Consider the following 15726-nt stretch of genomic DNA (forward strand, 5'->3'; position numbering starts at 1 on the left):
TCGCCACTCGATCGGCCCCCTCACCGGACCTGCGAACAACGAGGGTTGGCCATAACGCGGGCAGCGCTCGGCACGGCTCACCGACAGGTGCACGGCGATGAAAACGCTGGGGGTCGTCGTTGTTGTTGTGGTCGTTTTGTTATTGCTGGTGCTGGCGGTGCGGATCGTCAAGCAATACGAGAACGGCGTGCTGTTCCGGCTGGGCCGGGTGATCGGAGAACGCCAACCCGGGTTGCGGCTGATCATTCCGTTCATCGATGTGCTGCACCGGATTTCGTTGCGAATCGTGACGATGCCGATCCAATCGCAGGGGATCATCACCCGCGACAACGTCAGTGTCGACGTCTCGGCGGTGGCCTATTTCAAGGTCGTCGACGCGGTGAAGTCGGTGGTGGCGATCGAGAACGTCTACGCCGCGATCGATCAGATCGCCCAGACGACGCTGCGCAAGGTGGTCGGCCAGCACACCTTGGACGAGACGCTCTCGGAGACCGACAGGATCAATCTCGACATCCGCGCGATCCTCGATGTCACCACCGTCGAATGGGGGGTGCAGGTCACCCTGGTGGAGCTCAAAGACATCCAACTGCCCGACAGCATGAAGCGGGCGATGGCCCGCCAAGCCGAAGCGGAGCGGGAGAAGCGCGCGAAAATCATTGCCGCCGAGGGTGAATCGCTGGCCGCTGCCGCCTTGGGTGACGCCTCGGACACCATGATGGCCCACCCGCTGGCGCTGCAGTTACGTAATCTGCAAACCCTGGTCGAGCTCGGTGTCGACAAGAACAGCACCGTGGTGTTCCCGGCGCCGTTGATGTCGACCATCGCCGAACTCGGGAACTTCCTGGCCCGGGAAAACGGTGCAGCAGTCCAGCCAGAGCCACAGCCGCCGATTCCGGTTCCGGCAGCGGTGGCCAACGGAACCCCCGCCGCGGGGAGCCGGCTCTGATCGCCGTGCTGATGTTCTGTCGTTGATCGGGCGGGGTTACTGGTTGATCCACCGCGACACGCGTCCGGGATGAAGAAGCTGTTCACCCAATTCTCTTTCCCCGGAGGACCGGTCCACGCGGGATACTTGAGTACCTTCGCGACATCCGGAGCGCCCCGACGATGAAGCACCCCGACGATAACGAGCAGGCGGGCAACCAACCATGACCACTGAGGATGAGAAACTTCGAGCCGAGAGCTCCGCAGCGCCGACCAAGGCCGACCCGCATGGAGATCTGAAATCGCTGCCGATGCCCGAGCTGGAAAAACAGCTCGGGAGTTCGGCCGACGGGCTTAGCGCAGCCGAGGCCGGTAAACGCCTGACTCAGTACGGGCCGAACGAGATCGGAGAGAAGAAAACCAACCAGCTGCTGAAGTTTCTCGGTTACTTCTGGGGTCCGATCCCGTGGATGATCGAGGTCGCCCTCATCTTGTCGGGCGTGCTGCGCCACTGGCCGGATTTCGTCGTCATCTTCGTGCTGCTCGCCGCTAACGCGTTCATCGGGTTCTGGGAGGAACGGTCCGCGGGCAAAGCCATCGACGCCCTCAAAGCCCAACTGGCGGTCAACGCGCGGGTACTACGCGACAGCGCGTGGGTCACCCTCCCGGCGCGCGAACTCGTGCCGGGCGACATGATCCGGCTGCGGCTCGGCGACATCGTGGCGGCTGACGCCCGCCTGCTTGACGGCGACCCGGTGGAGGTGGACGAGTCCGCGCTGACGGGGGAGTCGCTGCCGGCCAGCCGCGGACCGGGCGACAACGTGTTCTCCGGATCGATCATGCGTCAGGGGGAGATCAGCGCCTTGGTGTACGCCACCGGTACGAGTACCTACTTCGGCCACACCGCAGAACTGGTCCAAGCCGCCAACAGCGTCAGCCACTTCCAAAAGGCGGTGCTGCAGATCGGCAAGTTCCTGATCCTGCTCGCGCTGGCCATGGTGGTGTTGATCGTCGTCGTGTCGACCCTGCGCGGCAACCCTTTCCTGAATACCGTCCAGTTCGTCCTGGTGCTCACTGTGGCGGCGATCCCGGTGGCGATGCCGACCGTGTTGTCGGTGACCATGGCCGTCGGCGCACGCCTGCTCGCCAGGAAGCAGGCCATCGTCACCCGGCTGGTCGCCATCGAGGAGCTCGCCGGCGTGGACGTGTTGTGCTCGGACAAGACCGGGACCCTGACCCAGAACAAGCTGACTCTGGGCGACCCGTTCGCCGTGGACGGGGTGAGCGCCGGCGACGTCATCCTCGCCGGCGCGCTGGCCTCGCGCGTCGACGACAACGACACCATCGACCTGGCCGTCCTGGCCGGACTGACCGACCCGACGGCACTCGACCCCTACCACATGGTCCACTTCCAACCTTTCGACGCGGTCCACAAGCGCACCGAGGCCAGCGTCGAGATCGCAGGCAAGCCGTCGTTCAAGGTCAGCAAGGGCGCACCGCAGGTCATCCTCGCCCTGGCCGACGACGCGGCCGAGGTGCAGGCAGCAGTGGACACCGCCGTGCAAGGGTTCGCCCAGCGCGGCTTCCGGTCGTTGGGGGTCGCCCGCGCCGACGGTGACGGACCGTGGCGGTTCCTGGGCGTGCTGCCGCTGTTCGACCCGCCCCGCGTCGACGCCAAAGAGATCATCGCGACTGCCGAACAGATGGGCGTGAAGGTCAAGATGGTCACCGGCGATGCCATCGCCATCGCCCGGGAGACCGCCAAGGCACTCGGGATGCGCGACGGGATTCTTGACGCCGCCGGGCTGGGCGGCGTCAAGGAAGAGGTGACGGCCGCCCAGGCGACGGCGATCGCACAGGCCGACGGCTTCGCCCAGGTGTTCCCCGAACACAAGTACCGCATCGTCGACGTGCTGCAGCAGCGCGGCCATATCGTCGGGATGACCGGTGATGGGGTGAACGACGCCCCCGCGCTGAAGAAGGCTGACTGCGGCATCGCCGTGTCCGGGGCGACCGACGCGGCGCGCGCGGCGGCGTCCATGGTGCTGCTGAGCCCGGGCCTGTCGGTGATCATCGACGCGATCAAGGAAAGCCGCCGGATCGTGCAGCGCATGAACAGCTACGCGATCTACCGCATCTCCGAGACGTTGCGGGTGCTGCTGTTCGTGACCGCCGCGATCCTGGTTTTCGGCTCCTTTCCCGTGACGGCGATCATGATCGTCGTCCTCGCGCTGCTCAACGACGGCGCGATCTTGTCCATCGCCTACGACAACGTGAAGTACAAAAACAGCCCCGAGGCGTGGAACATGCGCCTGGTCCTGGGGATAGCCACCGTCCTGGGTGTCATCGGGCCGATCGCCGCGTTCGGACTGTTCTACCTCGGCGAGCACGCCTTCAATCTCGACCGCGACCAGCTGCAGACCCTGATGTATCTGATGCTGTCGGTCGCCGGCTCGATGACGATCTTCCTCACCCGTACCCGCGGGCCGTTCTGGTCCATCCGGCCGAAGCGGATTCTCGTGCTGGCCGTGCTCGGCGCCGAGGCCATTGCGACGCTGCTCGCCGGCTTCGGGGTACTGATGACGCCGCTCGGCTGGCAGTGGGTCGCCTTCGTCTGGGGCTACGCCATCGGCTGGGCACTCGTCACCGACCGCATCAAACTCCTCGCCTATCGCATTCTCGACCCGGTCAGACGTGACGGCGCTAGCCACGGGGGAGCAGCCTCAGACGGTGACAGCTCGCCCGCTGACCCGAGTGCGCATGGTGTCGCTACCACGACGACGATCGCCACCTTCCGCACCGTCACCGATCACGCAGACTCCGTCTACCACGACAATCCCGACTGTCCCTACGGACGGGAAATCACCCGCCACAACACCGGCCAGGCCGTGTACCCGCGCAGCCCTCGCCAATTCCTGCACCTGTTGTCGCCGGCGCAGTGAGGTTTCTTCAAGGCGCCAGGCGGGCAACGCAATTGACCTCACTGAACGCGAATGCGGCGATCACTGCCTGCTGCACTGCACAAGGCGTGGGTAACCCATGCCGACGGTGGTGGCAATCTCCGGTCACCATCTGGGACGCTGACAGTGGTCGTTGCCCCGGGTCATGGAGAGACACACAAGCAGGAGGCGAAGTTGTCGGCGCTCTGGAAACGACTGGCGGAAGCTACCTGGGTAGAGCCGGGGTCCAAGGTGGACCTGGCCAAGGACTTCGATCCCGGCCGCCACGACAAAGAGCTTCGACAAGACCACGGCGCCGCGGTGCTGGCCGATGCGAAGGCGGCGCTGCTGGATTTGCAGGACCGCTTCTTCGCCGAGGCCAACCGGTCGCTGTTGATCATCCTTCAGGCGATCGACGCGGCCGGTAAGGACGGCACGATCAAGCACGTGATGAGCGGCCTCAACCCCGAGGGGGTCGACGTGTACAGCTTCAAGGCGCCATCGGCGACCGAGCAGGCGCATGATTACCTCTGGCGCCACCAAAGGTCGCTGCCGGAATTGGGCCGCATCGCGGTGTTCAACCGGTCGCACTACGAGAACGTCTTGATCACCCGTGTGCATCCCGAGACGTTGTGGCCACGCACCGCGGTGCTCGACGCCGGGAAAATTTGGCAGCGGCGGTACCGCGACATCAACGACTGGGAGCGCTACCTCACCGACAACGGGACCGTCATCGTCAAGCTGTTTCTCAACGTCTCCAAGGACGAACAGGCGCGCCGGTTCCTTGAGCGCATCGACGAACCCGAGAAGAACTGGAAGTTCTCCGTCGCCGACCTACGCGAGCGCGCGTTCTGGGATGACTACCAGCGGGCCTTTCAAGACATGCTCAGCCACACCAGCACCGTCTGGGCGCCCTGGCATGTGATCCCCGCAGACCACAAATGGTTTGGCCGCGTGTCGACTTCCGCGGTGCTGTTGGAGACGCTGCGGGATCTCAACCCGCAGTATCCGCAGGTCGACGCCGCTGCCAAAGCCGAGCTGGCACAGGCAAAGAAGGAGTTGCTAGGCAACGACGGTGACGCGGGCGCACAGTCGTCGTGACACGGTGGACCCGCATGCACCCACGTCGACGGGGCGCACCGACATACCACGGACGCAACTGGACGCACCCGACATTGACCGGTGTTGTGGGCGAATGAGGAGGACGACCCGTGGCGGTTACGCTGAACCAGGCCCGTTCGGTCTACGAGCGGATCGGACGCGCCCAGGACTGGCAGGCCTTCTGTGAGGGCGCGACCATAAACCGCCTCGCGGCCAAGGCGGCCCTCACCGGGGACCAGACCATTTTCGAGTCCGGTTGCGGCACTGGCCAGTTGGCTGCGCGCCTGCCGACGGCGCTTGCCTTCCAGTGTCAATTACCTCGGGTGTCGACATCAGCCCGGTGATGGCGTGCCGCCCGGTGTGTTCGCCCGCGTGCCGGAGGCCGACGCCGTGCCCGCCTACTGCCTCGCATCGATCGACCGGAACGGCACGACGACGTGCTTCGAAGATTTATACGGATGCCGGCCGCCGCTGGGGGAGATGGATCGTGAAGTACCGGTCGTTGGGTCATTATGGGTGTTCGGCGGCCGGCTTGAGCACTTCTGCGTTCGTGATGTGCATGCTTGTGGCTTAGCCTGAATCCGTGGATCAGTGATTTCGTGGTGTCGTGGGGTTGATTTTTGCACGGTTGGGGCGGTTCGGGGTGTTGTGGGTATGAGTGATCCGCTGGCCTGCACCAGCTTTTCCTTGTTGCGGGGTTCCTCGGGTCGGGCCTGGGAGGGCAGATGGGCAGGGGATGTGATAGTTATCCTGCTCGTGGGATCGCGGGCCTATAGCCGATGGTGTTGTTCCACAGCGTTTTCCATCCGTTTTGCCACGGCCAGTGCGCGGGCAGGTGCAGCATCGGTTTGCGGGCCGGGGCGGCGAAGCGGGCCGGGATGTTGACCAGGTCGCGGCGCAGGGTGGCGCCGCGGGCCACGGCGTGATGGCCACCAGCGAGGGTGCCTGCGGCGCGCAGCAGGTTATGGGCGATCACCGCGGCCGCCAGCCAGGCGCAGTTGGCGGCGAACAGCCCGGAAGGGATGTGAGCCAGCGGGCCGTCGATCACATCGGCGAAGGTGGTTTCGATGACGGCGTGGCCCCGGTGGGTGATATCGGCCTCGGTAACCGGCAGTTCGGAGTTGGTGACAAACGGGTGATGGCGCCACACCGGAAACAACGCATCGGGGTAGCGGGCGTCTTTGACCCGGCGCACCACCAGCCGCACCGTCAGCGTGCGGCCAGAGCCCAACCGCACGGTGTAGGGCGTTTCGGCGACTTGGGCATCCGAGATCAGCGTCCCCGTGTCGGGGTCGGTCACCGCGCCGGGGTAGTGCACCGGGGTGTAGGCGGCTTCGTCGATGGCTGCGATCGCAGCGTTGATGCGTTTGTTGCGGCTGATCGACAAGGAGAATTCGGCACCTTGGGCCACGCACGTGGTGATCACCTTCTTGGTGCCAAACGCCGAGTCGCCGCGCACCATGATCGCCCCAGCGGCCCCGCAGGCGCGGGCGGTGCCGATGGCCACCGTGATCTGGGAGGCGGCCGCGCGCCCGGAGGCGGCCTTGCCGCTGCGCAGCCTGGCCTCGGCGATCACCGGTGCGGCCTGCGCGGTGGAGATGGTAGTGATCTGCGGTGAGAGGCCTTTGCGCAGCAGCGCGCGGCTGGCGATCTTGGCGTGCCCGAAGCTGGCGCCCTGCTTGGCTTTCCCGTAGACCGGGCGCAGCAGCGAGTCGATGTCGACAAAAGCGCGTTGCTCGATGCCGGGTAACAGCGGTACCCGCGCCGCGAGCGCCACCAGATGGGCTCGACCTACCGCAGCGAGTTGGTTGGCGTGCCCGAAAGTGAACTCGCGCAGAAAGATCCCCAACGTGGAGGGCGCATACACCTCGTCGAACACCCGCGGGGTGCCGCCCGCGCGCAGCACGCCGGCATCGTCGATGCTGTCCGCGCCGCACATCATGCCCGCGATGATCGAGGTCAGCTTGCCGGCCGGATTCACCGCCCCCGACGCCACCCGAGTCGACGGCAGCTGCACGTGTTCGCCGATCAACTCCGAAAGACCGGCCTGCTCAGCTAGGTCCAACACCGGCACCAGCCCGGCCGCCGATACCAGATTCTGCTCGTCAAAGACCGCCGAGTCGGCGGTGAACGTATACGATGAGTGCATCGAAAGTGCCTTCTTGAACTCTGGACAAATACGACGTAAGCACTCGTATTATCCCAGTTCAGAAGGCGCTTTCGCTGTTCACACGCCGATCAAATCACCGGCCCATCCACGGATTCAGGCTTAGTGGGCGAAGGGCCGCTGGTTGTCGAAGTGGCCGCCGGGCTTGAGGTCGTCCAGACTGGCCAGCGCCGACATCATGTCGTCGCGCAGTGACCGGGCCAGATCGGCGGATAACCCTTCGCGCACCACGACGCGCAGCACCGCGACGTCGGTCGCGTCGGCGGGCATGGTGTAGGCCGGCACCTGCCAGCCGTAGGACCGCAGGGCGTGGGAGACGTCGAACTCGGTGTAGCCGAAATTCCCGGCCAACCGTAGGCAGACCACCGGGATCGCTGAGCCGTCGGAGATCACCTCGAAGTGCTTGCCTTTGCGCAACTCGTCGGCCAGCCAGCGCGCCGTCGACGACAGGCATCCCATCACCTGGGTGTAGCCCGCGCGACCCAACCGCAGGAAGTTGTAGTACTGGCCGATGACCTGGTTGCCCGGCCGGGAGAAGTTCAGGGAAAACGTCGGCATGTCCCCGCCGAGGTAGTTCACCCGGAACACCAACTCCTCGGGCAGGTGTTCATGACCGCGCCACACCACAAAACCGATGCCAGGATAGGTCAGCCCGTACTTGTGGCCGCTGACGTTGATCGACACCACCCGCGGCAGCCGGAAATCCCACACCAGATCCGGCTGCAAAAACGGCACCACGAACCCGCCGATGGCGGCGTCGACGTGCACGGGGACATCCACGCCGCCGCCGGCGGCCAGCTTGTCCAGGGCCGCGCAGATCTGCGCAACGGGTTCCAGCTCACCGGTGAAGGTGGTGCCCAGGATCGCGACCACGCCGATGGTGTCCTCGTCGACCGCGTTGACCACTTGCTCGGGCGTGATCACGTAGCGGCCCTTGGCCATCGGCAGGTATCTGGGCTCGACGTCAAAGTAGCGGCAGAACTTCTCCCAGACCACCTGCACGTTGGAGCCCATCACCAGGTTCGGGGTGCGGGTCCGCCAGCCGCTCTTCGCCGCGTCACCGACCCGCTGACGCCACCGCCACTTCAGTGCCAGCCCGCCCAGCATCACCGCCTCGCTGGACCCGACGGTCGACACCCCGGTGGCGGTGGTCGGGTCGTCGTCGCGCAGCCCCTCGGCATGGAACAGATCGGCCACCATCGACACGCACCGCGACTCGATGGCCGCGGTGGCCGGGTATTCGTCCTTGTCGATCATGTTCTTGTCAAATGTCTCCGACATCAGCTTGTCGGCCTCGGGATCCATCCAGGTGGTGACAAACGTCGCCAGGTTCAGCCGCGCGTTGCCGTCGAGCATCAATTCATCGTGGATGAACCGGTACGCGGCGGCGGGCTCCATATCTTCGTCGGGCAGCCTCAGTGCGGGCACCGACGTGGTGGACAGCCGCCCGGTGTAGGCGGGAGAGATCGACGGCGACAGGCTGACCTTGTATGGCATGAGAATCCTTTCGGCGGTGACTTCACAACACTCCACCGTCACCAGGCGCGAGCCCCACTCGCTGGCGCGGCACCTCTCGTCCTAATCCGAAAATGGCGGTGAGCTGACTCGATACGGGTGTGGTCAGGCTGCGGGGGTGAGGGTGACGGTGTAGCCGAGTGCTTCGAGTTGGCGGATGTGGTTGCGTTTTTTGACCTCTGGGTTTGTGTGTTTGGTGAAGTGATCGGCGCCGAGATCGGTGAAGTGGGTGTCCTGGTCGGCCAGGAGGTGCCAGACGATGACGAGGATGGAGCGGCCGACGGCGACGATGGCGCGTTTCTTGCCTCGTCGGCGGGCGATGCGCCGGTAGCGTTCGCCCAGGAAGGTGTCGGTGCGCCCGGCCACCACGGCGGCCTCGCCCAGGACCCGCGCCAGGTAGCGATTACCGTGCCCGGTCGAGCCGTTGCCCTTGGTTTTGCCTGCCGAGGAGTTGATCCCCGGTGAGAACTTCGCCCATGAACACAGGTGCCCGGCGGTGGGGAAGCGCGACATGTCGGTGCCGATTTCGGCGAGGATGATCGCGGCGGCGATGGGCCCGATGCCGGGGATTTCATCCAGGCGTGTCGCCGCCGCGGCGAAAGGGGCCAGATAGGCCTCGATTTGTTCGTCGAGGGCGGCGATGTCGGCGTCGATACCGTCGATGCGGTCCAACATCCGCGCCAGCAGGAACCCGTGATGGGCGTCGAAGTGGCCGTTGAACGCGTCCTCGAGCCGGCCGATCTTGGTCCGCATCCGAGACCGCGCCATCTGCGCGAGTACCTTGGGGTCGCGTTCGCCGGAGATCAACGCCGCCATCATCGCGCGCCCGGACACCCCGAAAATATCGGAGGCCACCACCGAGAGCTTGATGCAGGCGTCCTCGAGCAGCTTTTCGACCCGGTTCTTCTCCGCGGTGCGCACCCCGACCAGGTCGATGCGGTAGCGGGTCAGATCCCGCAACCGCCGGATCGGTGGGGGTGGCACAAAGCTGGGCCGCAGCATCTGGCGTTCGGCCACCTTGCACAACCACACCGCATCCAGCACATCGGTCTTGGGTCGGCCCGGGAGATGTTTGACATCGCGGGCGTTGACCAGCCACGGATCCAGCCCGTGGGCCTCCAGCAGGTAGAACACCGGTTTCCAGTAATCCGAGGTGGCTTCCATCACCACCCGCTCGACCCGTAACTCGACCAGTCGGTTGGCCAACTCGATCAGCGAGCCGGTCATCGTCGACTGCGTCGACACCTCCTGCAACCGTTTGCGCGCGCTGTCGGGCGCAGGAACACGCACACAGCACACCAGTTCGGCCTTGCCGATATCCAGGGCCGCGACCCTGGCGATGATCTGTTCGTCATCATGGGACTCCTGCAACACCGCCACTGACCTCCCGTCTCCACACCGATCTATATCTAAGGGTGTGGTCGCCCGTGGAATCGCAAGGCCAACAACAGAATCTAATCCTCGTGCTCGAACAAGCGGCAACAATGAAGGGCCCACAACGCGATCCCAGCACCCGGCTAGACGACGGCCTGCAAGGACCATAGAGCGACGGCGTCGCAAGGCGACCACCACACCATTTTCACCCCGGAACGGGCGACCACAAGGTCAATTTGGCTAGACGGGGAATTATAAGCGGCGAAGAGGTATTCGACCGCCTGTTGAGCCTTGGCATAGGTGGGATAGGAGCCGATGGGCCAGCCCGGCGATAGTGTCGGGCCGGCCGGGAGGCGGGATTGCCCGAGAACGTTTGTCGTGGAGTTCCTTTCGATGGTGTCCGCGCGCCGGACCCGGTGGGTCGTAAGAATGCCTGCTACTCCCACCGCCTCGTCGACCTGACCGGCCCGGTCGCATCGACCCTTTGAGCCACTCGTGATCGCAGCGGGGCGATGTTCAGGGCAGCGGTGCTGACCAGCGCAGCAAGGTACCTCCGCCGGGAGCATCCGCGGTGGTGAGCGTGCCGCCTGCCTGCTGCGCGCGGTGATGCAACCTGCTCAAGCCACTGCCGGTGACGTCGCCGGGGATGCCTCGACCGTTGTCGATAACCTCGATGCAGACGTCGTCCCCGACCTTTACCGTCACGGCAAGGTTGGTCGCGCCGGCATGCCGGACGGCGTTGCTGACCGCTTCGCGCACAACGGCTTCGGCGTGATCGGCGAGTGCAGCGTCGAGAACCGACAAGGGGCCCACGAATTGAACCGTGGTCTCCAGTTCCGATCCGCAGAACTGGACGACTACCTCGTCAAGCCGCTCTCGCAGCTGGGTTATGCCCGGCACTGCGCCGTGCACGTCGAAAATGGCGACACGGATCTCCTGAATCACGCCTTGAAGATCATCAATGCTGCGGGACAGTCGCTGCTGCACCTCGGTTGATCGCACCTGCGGAATGGCCCCATGCAATGCCAGTTCGATCGCGAAGATCCGCCGGATCACGTGGTCGTCCAGGTGCCGGGCGATTCTGTCGCGCTCATCGAGAATGTCGCCTCCACGCATCCGGCGCTGTGTGGACCCCAGCTGCCAGGCGAGCGCCGCCTGGTCGGTGAAAGCGGCCATCATGTCGAGCTGTTCGTCGCCGAACGCCCGGGCGCCGCCGCGCCGCAGCGCGACCAGCACCCCGGCCACGGCATCGTTGGTGCGCAGCGGAAGCACCAGCGCTGGGCCGGCATGTTGGACGCCGTCGATCGCGACGTCGAAGTTGTTGATTCGTTGAGGGATCCGCTCCACGAAGGCCTGTTCGATCGAGGTACCGGCAACAGAGATGGCATGAGCCGGCGTCGAGGTCATTGCAGCACCGGCGGTTTCCACGATCATCAAATCGGCCACCTCCGACGTGGGTATGTCGTAGTTGTCTGCGACGGCGACCAATGCGAGTTCTGCGCCCGTGAGCCTGAGCGCTTGTCGGGCGATGAGCCGATATGCTCTCGCGGGCATCGGCGCTGGAGAGTTGTTCGGTTCCGACGTCACGCGTCGCTCCGCCGGTTTAACAGCAGACATGGTCATTCAGTCCCAGATCCGAGGCCCTCGGTGCAGTGGACCAGCGCTTCGTCCATGCTCAGCCATTGCGCGTCGCGCGGTTCCCGGCGACCACAATGTTGACGAAGTGGCGGGTGCGCAGACCTTGGTCGGCGGAAGGTAGATGGGTGATGGCCGCTGCACATATTGGTCACCGGCGGCTCGCTCACGGGGGCGTCGAGCAGGTCCTCGGAGGCCTTGACATCGGTCAGTGGGTCGAACCCGGGCGACTTCGCTCGGGTGACCCAGAACCGCGACCCGGTGTCGGGGCCGCCGCAGTGCCACCCCACGGCGGCCTCTAAGGCTGCGTGTGGATCATGAATGGATTCGATCCGGGGCAGATCTAGCAGGGAAACGCCGACGTTGGAACACAACGCAAATGAAATGGTCATGGTGACCTGACGTCCAGTGGATCACCGGAGTGTGTGAGGGTTCGGAGCCAATGCTCCTTGAATTAAGCGGCGGACGGCTCAACTCATCCCAGACCAGCTGATTCTCAACGCCCTTCACGCTACACCCGTTGGACTGCTCGTATCGACCTACCGAATCAATTTCGCGCCGCCTGGGGTGATTGAACCACGCACGGCGACTGTTGAGACGAACTGTTGAGAGCGCGAGGCGGCAAGCAGAGATCGAAACAAAGACGACGCTGACAAGGCCGACCGGCTGCCGGGGTTTGGCTCGTTCGAACGCAGCAGGTGTCTGGTCCGGTTGCTGGCCCCGCCGGTTTCGGACGCGCGATAGTGTGGGTCTCGGTGCTGCCGACGCTATTATTGTCCTGACAACCATCTCGTGACGGTTGCGCCACGGGTAGGGCGCTGGGTTTCGGTACCGATCCCAGCTCCGCCAAGACTATTGAGCGCAGGTATGACGGAGTTGACCGAGGACGCCGACGGGTTACCGTTGGGGTCGCTGAGCGCGCAGCAAGCCAGTGCTGATGCAGCTGACTTGCGGGCCGGGATCGACGACCTGGCGGGCCTGGTGGCCGGCAGCCTCGGGTTGTCCGAGTTGCTGACTGAGGTGTCGGCGTTTGCGGTGCACGCGATACCGGGCGCCGAGGGCGCCGGGGTGACCTTGTTGCGGGTCGACCGGGTGGACAACATGGTGGAGGCGTTGGCCGCCAGTGCACCGTTTGTCGCCGAGATCGACGAGATTCAGTACGTGACTCTCAAGGAGGGGCCCTGCATCACCGCGGCGCTGGAGCGGCGGACGGTGCGGTCCGGGTCGTTGGGCGGGGAGAAGATGTGGCCGCGATTCGGCCCCCGGGTGGGCCGCCTGGGCGTGCACAGTGCGCTGTCGCTGCCGCTACTGCTGTCGGGCCAGGCGATCGGGGCGATCAATGTCTACGCCCACGGCAAAGACGTCTTCGATGAGCACGCCGCCGAACTGGGGGAGCTGTTCGCCAAGCCCGCGGCGGTGGCGGTGCACAACGCCCAGATCCTTGCGCACGCGTTGGCGCTGACCGTCCAGTTGCAGACGGCGCTGTCGACGCGCCCGGTGATCGATCAGGCGATCGGCTTGATTCGGGGACGCAGCGGGCGTAGCGCCGAGGAGGCGTTCACACAGCTGCGGGCGATCAGCCAAGCCGAACACCGCAAATTGGCCGACGTGGCCCAACACATTGTCGATGAAGCCGTGCGCCGCGCCCGCGCCCGACACAGCCCGGCCTGAGCACAAACGCCAGCCCCTTCCACGCCCGACCTGTCGCTGCACGGTGTGACGCGCGTAGGTTGGAGGTCGGGGTAACAGTCAACGGGACGGGTCCTGGCTACGTCGCGCGTTCCCCACCGGACAAGGCGATTCGCCCATTCGGCACAGGCAGGCTAGATTCGCGCTCGGGAGCGCCCAGCGGAGCAATCCCGTCATGGAGATCGGGGCGGCCCTGGCCGCCGATTTGGGAATCCTCACCGCCGCCCTGGATGAGGCCGGCGCCGATTTACTGCAGGGTTTGCAGCAATTGGGCGACCACGCCCAGGCAGCGGTGTCCACCTATCTAGACGGTATGGGCAGGCTGGGGCCTCGCTGCATGTGATCGTGGGTTGCCGACAGGAATCAGGTCCTGGCCGGTAGAGCCACAGATGTAGGAGGCCCCAGTGAAACGCCATCGTACGAGTGTTGGGTTGGATGTGCACGCACGATCAGTGGTCGCGTGCGCCTTGGACGGGGACACCGGGGAGGTGTTCGAACGGCGATTGACCCCGGACTATCGGGATGTCCTGGACTGGCTGCGGTCGCTGCCGGGCAGGGTGGCGGTGACGTATGAGGCGGGGCCAACCGGGTTCGGGTTGGCCCGGTTTCTGCTGGCCGCGGGGGTCATGTGTCTGGTGGCTGCGCCGTCGAAGCTGCAGCGCCCATCAGGGGATCGGGTCAAGACCGACGCCCGTGATGCCGCGCATCTGGCCCGGTTGCTGCATCTGGGACAAATCGTGGCGGTCACGATTCCCAGCGCGGATCAGGAAGCAGCCCGCGATCTGGTGCGCGCCCGTGAGGACTGCCGCGGCGATCTGATGAGTTCCCGGCACCGGGTATCGAAACTGCTGCTGCGCCAAGGGATCATCTACTCCGGCGGGCGGACTTGGACCGGTAAGCACGAGGCATGGCTACGGGCGCAACGCTTCGAAGCCACCCCATTGCAGCTGGCTTACGACACCGCCCTGGATACGATGCTGGCCACCGTTGATCGCCGCGACCGACTCGATGCCGCGATCGCCGAACTGGCCGCCGACAGTGCCTACACGCCGGTGGTCACGCGGTTGGGCTGCTTGCGTGGGGTCTCGACGTTGACCGCGTTCGGGCTGGCGGTCGAGATCGGTGACTGGGGCCGGTTGACCGGGCGCTCAATCGGGGCCTACCTCGGGCTGGTGCCATGCGAGTACACGTCGGGGAATTCACGCTCGCAGGGATCGATCACCAAGACCGGCAACGGCCATGCCCGCCGGTTGCTGATCGAAGCGGCCTGGCACCACCGTCAACCGTATCGGCCCGGGGTAGATCTGCGGCGGCGCTGGGATGCCGCCAGCCCGGCAGCACGGGCGCGGGGCCAGCAAGCCAACCGGCGTCTGCACCACCGCTGGGTGTCCTTCGATGCCCGCAAGAAGCGCCCCGTGGTCGCCAACACCGCCATCGCCCGGGAACTGGCCGGCTGGTGCTGGTCGCTGGCTGTGCTCGACACCTGAGCACCGGCCCATAACTGTCCGAACAACCCGGTGGTGGCGGCAGCGCCTGGGAGTGACCCGCGAACGCCCTATGAGCAATCATGTTGCAGTGCAGTCTGATTACGCTCGATCTCTAGACCCGCGATCCACTCCAGCAGAACAGTCCGTCCTGCGGTAACCAACCCGCGAATATCAGACTTGACGACGCGTCGACACACGACACGCTCGCCATCCACCCAAAGTCAGTTCGGTCAACGGAAGCGGCGTCCCGGCGACGGTCGAGGACGCCGCTTCCCCCTGCGGTCTTGACAAAACCGATTCCATATCAGGGCTGAGCGTGACCGTCGAAGGCAGCGATCCGCCATTCACGTTCAGCACCCTTGAGGACGGCGGGGCCGGCGATGTTCGCACCTCGCTTCGGCTGACGTTGCCCGGTGTCGGTGTCGGTGACGGCCGGGCAGCGCCGCGGGTTGCCCTCACTCTGTATGCGGGCACGCCGGGCGCATTCGTCGACCTCGCCGCGGACCTGGCGTGGCTAACCGGCCGCCTGCCCAGTGAGTTCGCGCTCGATCAGCATCTCAGCGTCCCTGACGGGTCGGATTTCCGGACATATCTGCGGGCTGCGTCGGTGGTCAATCAGGCGATCGGGGTCCTCATCGGCCGCGGCTACACGCCGCGGCAGGCTCATCGGGAATTGGAAATCCGAGCGCATGGCGCGCGCGCCGATCGACACAGCGCCGCGCAGTTCATCCTCGACACGCTCACCGCTGAGGACCCGGCCGACGCCGAGCGCGTCGGTCCGGAGCCCGAAATCGGCTGAGTGCGCCAAGCACGTTCGGTGGTTCCCAAAGCCCCGCGCCGTGTAGGGTCAGCGATGTTGAGAACCCAGCCACGTCGGGGATGAGGTCGGCTGTCC

At 65.4% G+C, this 15726-nt stretch carries 12 protein-coding genes; 8 read left to right on the forward strand and 4 right to left on the reverse strand.

The genetic code is table 11. The features are described from left to right. Nucleotides 1-97 precede the first annotated feature (97 nt). The 4 genes from ACJ512_RS13530 to ACJ512_RS13545 all read left to right on the forward strand — a co-directional run bounded on the left by ACJ512_RS13530 (nt 98) and on the right by ACJ512_RS13545 (nt 5308). Nucleotides 98-946 (forward strand): slipin family protein, encoded by an 849-nt coding sequence (locus ACJ512_RS13530; RefSeq protein ID WP_369738336.1) that lies wholly within the window; start codon nt 98-100, stop codon nt 944-946. Between the two features lie 202 nt (nt 947-1148). Continuing rightward, entirely contained in the window at nt 1149-3866 is a 2718-nt protein-coding gene (locus ACJ512_RS13535) for a plasma-membrane proton-efflux P-type ATPase (protein WP_407688323.1), read from the forward strand. Between the two features lie 192 nt (nt 3867-4058). Then, nucleotides 4059-4964, forward strand: coding sequence for a PPK2 family polyphosphate kinase (locus ACJ512_RS13540; RefSeq protein WP_407688324.1), 906 nt, complete (start codon nt 4059-4061; stop codon nt 4962-4964). 110 nt (nt 4965-5074) lie between these two features. Beyond that, a complete protein-coding gene (locus ACJ512_RS13545) occupies nt 5075-5308 on the forward strand; it encodes a hypothetical protein (protein WP_407688325.1) in 234 nt (77 codons plus the stop codon). A 401-nt stretch (nt 5309-5709) separates the two neighbouring features. On the opposite strand, the gene ACJ512_RS13550 is transcribed toward ACJ512_RS13545, so the two are convergent. The 4 genes from ACJ512_RS13550 to ACJ512_RS13565 form a co-directional block, all read right to left on the reverse strand. Then, nucleotides 5710-7113 (reverse strand): IS1380 family transposase, encoded by a 1404-nt coding sequence (locus ACJ512_RS13550; RefSeq protein WP_461479860.1) that lies wholly within the window; start codon nt 7111-7113, stop codon nt 5710-5712. Between the two features lie 120 nt (nt 7114-7233). Then, a complete protein-coding gene (locus tag ACJ512_RS13555) occupies nt 7234-8628 on the reverse strand; it encodes a glutamate decarboxylase (RefSeq protein ID WP_407689804.1) in 1395 nt (464 codons plus the stop codon). Nucleotides 8629-8751: 123 nt separating this feature from the next. Further along, a complete protein-coding gene (locus tag ACJ512_RS13560; protein ID WP_461480087.1) occupies nt 8752-10020 on the reverse strand; it encodes an IS110 family RNA-guided transposase in 1269 nt (422 codons plus the stop codon). 516 nt (nt 10021-10536) lie between these two features. Then, nucleotides 10537-11607: a GAF domain-containing sensor histidine kinase gene (locus tag ACJ512_RS13565; protein WP_407689730.1), complete on the reverse strand. Its 1071-nt coding sequence runs from the start codon at nt 11605-11607 to the stop codon at nt 10537-10539. A 915-nt stretch (nt 11608-12522) separates the two neighbouring features. Between ACJ512_RS13565 and ACJ512_RS13570 the strand changes: the two genes are divergently transcribed. From ACJ512_RS13570 to ACJ512_RS13585, 4 genes are all read left to right on the forward strand, one after another. Further along, nucleotides 12523-13326 (forward strand): ANTAR domain-containing protein, encoded by an 804-nt coding sequence (locus ACJ512_RS13570; protein ID WP_407689729.1) that lies wholly within the window; start codon nt 12523-12525, stop codon nt 13324-13326. Nucleotides 13327-13519: 193 nt separating this feature from the next. Further along, nucleotides 13520-13687, forward strand: a complete 168-nt coding sequence (locus ACJ512_RS13575; protein WP_461480078.1) for a hypothetical protein — start codon at nt 13520-13522, stop codon at nt 13685-13687. A 61-nt stretch (nt 13688-13748) separates the two neighbouring features. Continuing rightward, the gene (locus tag ACJ512_RS13580; protein ID WP_461480079.1) at nt 13749-14831 is read left to right on the forward strand and encodes an IS110 family RNA-guided transposase; all 1083 of its coding nucleotides are present in this window, start codon (nt 13749-13751) and stop codon (nt 14829-14831) included. A 316-nt stretch (nt 14832-15147) separates the two neighbouring features. After that, on the forward strand, nt 15148-15630 hold the full coding sequence (locus tag ACJ512_RS13585) for a hypothetical protein (RefSeq protein WP_461480080.1): 483 nt from the start codon (nt 15148-15150) through the stop codon (nt 15628-15630). Nucleotides 15631-15726: the final 96 nt, after the last annotated feature.

The sequence above is a fragment of the Mycobacterium cajalii genome (assembly GCF_045809005.2).
In the GTDB taxonomy this organism is placed as follows: domain Bacteria; phylum Actinomycetota; class Actinomycetes; order Mycobacteriales; family Mycobacteriaceae; genus Mycobacterium.